The sequence below is a fragment of the Psychrobacter lutiphocae DSM 21542 genome, assembly GCF_000382145.1.
In the GTDB taxonomy this organism is placed as follows: Bacteria; Pseudomonadota; Gammaproteobacteria; order Pseudomonadales; family Moraxellaceae; genus Psychrobacter; species Psychrobacter lutiphocae.
Genome location: NZ_KB907684.1, coordinates 1 through 5,680 on the forward strand (window position 1 = coordinate 1; position 5,680 = coordinate 5,680).

Genomic DNA, 5,680 nt, shown 5'->3' on the forward strand with positions numbered 1-5,680 from the left:
TGTTCTAATTGCGGTCACTTGCTAACCAAAGACGAATTACCACTATCAGTTAGACGATGGCAGTGTCCGTCTTGTCAGCAAGCAAATGATAGAGATATCAATGCCAGTATCAATATATTGCAACATGCTGATAAAGTTTTAACCCATCAGTGATGGGTTAACAAAGCGGTGAGTTCCACCGTGTTAGCCTGTGGAGATGATATAAGACCTGCGTGTAACCACAAAGGCAAACATCTATGAAGCAGGAAGAAAATACTAAAACTACGTGAGTAGATTTAGGTAAGTTTTTCGGAACGGTAATAGGTTGTTATTTTATTAAGCCAAGTTGGCAGGTTTTTAAGCCGAGTTAGCCGAAGTAAGTTTGCTACTGTACACCAGCCGTTACCACCAATCCGGCTTTTGCTCTTTTTGTTTGCCATAGCCATCCTTGACCTGTTGTTGAGTTTGTGATGCTAACTCAATCGTATCTGCTGGAACTTCACTGATAAAGCGTGAGACCTTATCAAAATAACCCGCAAAACTTGCAAAATAATGGGGTGCGGTCAAATATAGGTGGGTTTTAGCACGGCTACAGGCGACATAAAATAACTTGCGCTCTTCTTCTAGCGCTTCAAAGTCATCTATCGAGTGCCGATGCGGCATCATGCCATCGATTAAGGCATTGATAAACACCACTGGCCACTCAAGCCCTTTGGCACTGTGAATAGTCGATATAGTGACCGCATCCTTGTCTTCAGGCGCTGTGTTGTCAAAAGTAGCGACTGAATCATTAGGCGGATCTAAGGCGAGACTTTCTAAGAAGCGCTCGATGCTGCTGTGCTCTTGCGCTAAGTTTTTTAGTACCCGAAAGTCTTCAGCACGCTCACGCCAGTTGTCCTCTAACGCCTGTAATACTGGGGTATAAAAGTCGAGCAAAACATCAATCATTTCGGCGACCGTATCCGCTTGCTCGGCTTTGGTCAGTACTTGATATAGCTCGATTAACTGCTCGCTTTTTTTATTTAACTTAGGATCTAATAGCGGTTGCAATGAGCTGTTTTGTTGCAAGATGGCTTGGGTCAGCTTGGTTGCAGTGACCTGACCAACCCCTTTAAACAAAGTCAAAATACGGTGCCAAGCAATGGTGTCATTTGGGTTATGTAAGATTTTCACCAATGCCAGAACGTCTTTGATATGGCGCTTTTCTAAGAACTTGATACCCCCAACCACAATAAAAGGAATGCCACGTTGGATAAACTCTAACTGAACGTGGCTGGATTGAAACGAAGTACGCCCCAGCACCGCAAAGTCATTATAGTCATGATCAGGCTTGAGCTCGATAAGTTTGTCAGCAATATATTTGGCTTCAGCCGCCTCATCGCTACGCCGACAAAATTGTGGTTTTTGTCCCTGAGTTGGTAGCGTTGAAAACAATCTTTTTTGATAGCCAAAGGTAATTTGATCTGATAAAGCGTTGACATAGTCAAGTATGGCAGGAGTACTGCGGTAGTTTTGCTCCAGCTTAATCAGCTTGGCGTCTGGATAGCTGTCAGAGAACAACAAAATGTTTTCATAATTAGCTCCACGAAACGCATAAATACTTTGATTGTCATCACCAACCACCATCAACGACACTTGTTTTGGCTGACAAATATAATCAATCAGCTGTTTTTGTGGAATATTGGTATCTTGATACTCATCGACCATGACATAGCGGTAGGTGTCTTGTAGTATTTTACGAAACTGTACATTGTTTTTAAGATGCCTCACCACTTGCGAGATAATGTCATCAAAGTCGTATAGATGATGGGCACGCTTATATTTATGATAATCCTCGGCAAGCTGATTGATGGCATCAGCATGAACGCTCAAGTCTGGATACTCAGTGGCAATCAAGTCGTGAATTAAGATATGGCGATTGCGCGAGGCAGAGATGATCTTTTGTAACCGTGCTTTGCGTGGGAAGGCTTGTTCGCTATGTCTTTTAGAGTAACCTTTTTCTTTAGATATCAGGTCAATAGCGTCTTCACTGTCACCAGTATCCAAGATGGTGAATTTGGCACTGATACCCAGCAAATTAGAGTAGCGGCGTAATAACATATTACAAAACGAGTGGAATGTACCACTAGTAATGTCGTTGATATTTTTGCCATCGGGTAAGTCCTCGGACAATAAGCTTTTGACTCGACCTTTAATTTCATTGGCCGCTTTGCGAGTAAAGGTAAGTAGCAAGATCTGGCGAGGATCTGCGCCTTGCTCAATCAAATAACTGGTGCGATAGGTGAGGGTTTTGGTTTTGCCAGAGCCAGCGCCAGCAATTACTAATGCCTTGCCTTCAATAGTAGTGGCAGCAAGGCGCTGACTGGGGTTGAGTTCGTTAAGATAATCGGCCGTAGAACCAGTTTTTACTGCTGGCGAGTGCTGAGCGGCATCCTCTGCAAGCGACTGAGGCGTGATGAGGTTGGCCTCCAGCCTATCAATAGACTGACGTAAATGCCGCATCTTATCTTTGATGTCCGAGTGCAGCTGCGGATAGGAGTAGGGGGCTAGGTCAAATACGGTGTCAGTCATGGTATCCCTATCATGTTAGATGAGTGCGTTGCTATATAGATGAATGAAATTACATTAAAAACGTCTTTAACGCCTGGGTAAAGCGAATCGGTGCATCCAGAGGAATGGCGTGACCAGATCCTAAAACCTCAACCACCTCAGCTTGCGGTAATAAAGTCGCAAGTTTGCGCTGCCAGCTTGGATCATACAATGTTGATTGCGCACCGATTAACAAGGTCACTGGAATATCGGTGGCTGGCAAGGCGGCTCGATAATCGTAAGGCAATTGCAAATAAGCTTGTAAGCCATGTAGCTTTTGACGCCAAGTCGGGTGCTGATACAAGGCAAGCTTATGATCGGGCAAGCGGCTGGTACTTTGGATAAATAATCGAGAGGCGGGCTTGGCCACGGACATCAACGAAAAGTCGGTTTCTAAACGGGTAATTTGACGCTTCACTGCAAACGGCAGATGTTGAAAGTCTATCGCTTGCTTTTCAAAGCTGGATCTTTGTAAGCCAGATGTGAGTAATCCAAGCTGCTGCTGTTCAGAAGACTGAGCCTCAGGCGTAATATAAGGCAGCACCTGCTGCAATACCTGCTCAAAACGTGCAAATACCTCAGGCTGCTTATCGCCAAACACACCACCTTGCCAGTCGGGTTGGTTGTGTACAATTGGCGACTGATCTATATTTAAATAACGGCGGACTTTATGACCAGTTGCTAAATTTAAAATGGGATCTTCTGATTGTGCATAACGCGCAAAATGCGCCCACATCACCAACGCCCCCATAGAGATGCCCGCCACATCGACCGCATCGGTTTGATGCTTATCGCAAATATAATCGAGCAACACAGACACATCATCGGCATATTGCTCAATAAAATCTGGCTCAGTACTGGGCGTACCAGCGGCCAAGCCAAAGCCACGAAAATGCGGTAAATAAAAGCGAAATTGCTTTGCTAGTGGTAACACAAATGGCAAAAACTGGCGAGCATCCATACCAAAGGCATGCAGCATGAGCACAGGCTCGCCTTCACCGATCGCATGCAGCGGCAGACGAGTTCCATCGCTACTGATCAGATGCTGTAATTGCAGCTGGTAGGGCTTAGCGACGGCAGCCACCATAGAAGAGGCAGCCGCAGAAGCCTTACTGGCAAGAGTGTTGGCAGCGTTTGTTACTGTCATATTGTTGCAGTTGTTACTGTCATATTGTTGCAGTCATGTTGTTACTGTCACGTTGTTGCAGTCATGTTGTTACTGTCATATTAATGCAGTTACAGTTATAGATTAGCGGGTTTCATCTGGTGACTCGATGCACTCAACCACGTTTAAATCAAAGCCAGATAAGGCATTAAACTTCAACGGTGTTGACAGTAAGCGCATGTCACGCACACCCAAATGACGCAAAATTTGAGCACCAACCCCAATACTACGATACGGCTGATTCGATAGGGTAGACACAGATTGATTGTCGCTGGCACGTTGAAGTGCTTCGCCTAAATCCACAGGCTGATCACTGCCAATCCACACCAATACGCCACGCTCAGACTGAGCAATCTCTTGTAATGAGCTTTGCACGCTCCAGCCACTGCGCCCCGTACCATCACGCTTAGCTGCAAATAAGTCACGTAGCGGATGGAAGCCATGTACACGCACGGTACTCACGCCTTCGTTTGGATTGCCTTTTACCAAGGCGACATGGGTTTCAGTGGCACCATATTCTTGGAATTGGTACAGGGTAAAGGTGCCAAACTCAGTTTCAAATGGCTGCTGGCTGACTTCATTCACCGTCTGCTCATTGGCAATACGATAATTGATTAGATCTGCAATGGTGCCCATCTTTAAGTTATGCTCAGCGGCAAACTTCTCTAAGTCATCACGGCGTGCCATAGTGCCATCTGGATTGATAATTTCCACAATCACAGCAGCTGGCTCAAGCCCTGCCAAACGAGCCAGATCACACCCTGCTTCTGTATGACCAGCACGGTGCAATACGCCACCTTTTTGCGCCATAATTGGGAAAATATGACCTGGTTGCACAATGTCTTCGGCTTTTGCCGTTGCGGATACTGCCGCTTGCACTGTACGAGCACGGTCGGCAGCCGAGATGCCTGTGGTTACCCCTTCAGCGGCTTCAATAGAGACGGTGAAGTTGGTGCTAAACTTAGCTTGGTTGCGGTCACTCATGAGTGGCAACTCAAGGCGGCGGCAACGTTCTTCAGTCAAGGTTAAACACACCAGCCCACGAGCATGAGTAATCATAAAGTTAATGGCTTCAGAATTGACATGGGTGGCAGCCATAATCAAGTCGCCTTCGTTTTCTCTGTCCTCATCATCCATCAAAATAACCATCTTGCCGATACGGATGTCTTCTATAATATCTTCAATCTTGTCTAGTGCCATGATAGGTTCTCTTATTTTCCAAAAATCAAATTTTAGGAGCCCATTGTAACTTTAACTGCCGCTCAGTACCATTTAACAAAGGTAACAAACATAAAACTAATCAGGGCATAAAAGTTGAAAGCCAATCCCGCTTTTCGCTTTTAGTTGGCAGTGCGAGGCGTACAGTGCCTAAGCACAGCGCTGTTCCTGTTACCTCGATACCACCGCTGTACAAGGCACTGTATACGCCACGCCCCACCAAGCTAACCGCTTTAGAAAATCGCCTTTAAGCGATTTTCTCTTGCGCACCTAAAATTGCAATGCAATTTTTTAACGGTGCTCAGAGGCTAAACCGCATCACAAGGCCACCTTCAATGCGGAAATTCTCCGGTGTCGTTCCTCCACGCCAGCCTACGCCATAGTATCCAGACTATATACCAAGCCACGACTCACAAAAGGTTTGGCTCCCTTCCTTTTCCAAAGCATAGGTATCTACACAATTGGTAACAGCTCATAAACCTGTTAGAATAAATTAGTATGGCATAGAGAAAATGGAGCTAGATACGAGGCTCATTAAACGATATCAACAACTCGTACGTAATCACACACACCTAAATGGTTATCTACACACAGGTATGAAAGCTACCATTAATAATCAAAGTAGTTTCGCTCAAACACAAGCATTATGGCGTTTTATTCACAATGATAAAGTCAGCTACCAAATGCTTAACGAACCCTTGATGGCAAATAGCTTACAAGGGTGTAGCG

General features: G+C 45.3%; 4 protein-coding genes. 1 reads left to right on the forward strand and 3 read right to left on the reverse strand.

Going from position 1 to position 5,680, the window contains the following annotated elements; all coding sequences use genetic code 11:
* Positions 1-153 (forward strand): zinc ribbon domain-containing protein (locus H140_RS15710; protein WP_019674159.1); only part of this gene is annotated, 153 nt, incomplete at its 5' end.
* Positions 154-381: 228 nt separating this feature from the next.
* On the opposite strand, the gene H140_RS0113430 is transcribed toward H140_RS15710, so the two are convergent.
* From H140_RS0113430 to ribBA, 3 genes are all read right to left on the reverse strand, one after another.
* Positions 382-2,550, reverse strand: coding sequence for an ATP-dependent helicase (locus H140_RS0113430; RefSeq protein ID WP_019674160.1), 2,169 nt, complete (start codon positions 2,548-2,550; stop codon positions 382-384).
* A 49-nt stretch (positions 2,551-2,599) separates the two neighbouring features.
* Positions 2,600-3,715, reverse strand: a complete 1,116-nt coding sequence (locus H140_RS0113435; RefSeq protein WP_019674161.1) for an alpha/beta fold hydrolase — start codon at positions 3,713-3,715, stop codon at positions 2,600-2,602.
* Between the two features lie 102 nt (positions 3,716-3,817).
* Positions 3,818-4,933, reverse strand: a complete 1,116-nt coding sequence (gene ribBA / locus H140_RS0113440) for a bifunctional 3,4-dihydroxy-2-butanone-4-phosphate synthase/GTP cyclohydrolase II (RefSeq protein WP_019674162.1) — start codon at positions 4,931-4,933, stop codon at positions 3,818-3,820.
* Positions 4,934-5,680 lie beyond the last annotated feature (747 nt).

Bases quoted from the DNA above. Each gene is read 5' to 3' on its own strand.
- H140_RS0113430 (WP_019674160.1), bottom strand. From the start codon at position 2,550: ATGACTGACACCGTATTTGACCTAGCCCCCTACTCCTATCCGCAGCTG.
- H140_RS0113435 (WP_019674161.1), bottom strand. From the start codon at position 3,715: ATGACAGTAACAAACGCTGCCAACACTCTTGCCAGTAAGGCTTCTGCG.
- ribBA (WP_019674162.1), bottom strand. From the start codon at position 4,933: ATGGCACTAGACAAGATTGAAGATATTATAGAAGACATCCGTATCGGC.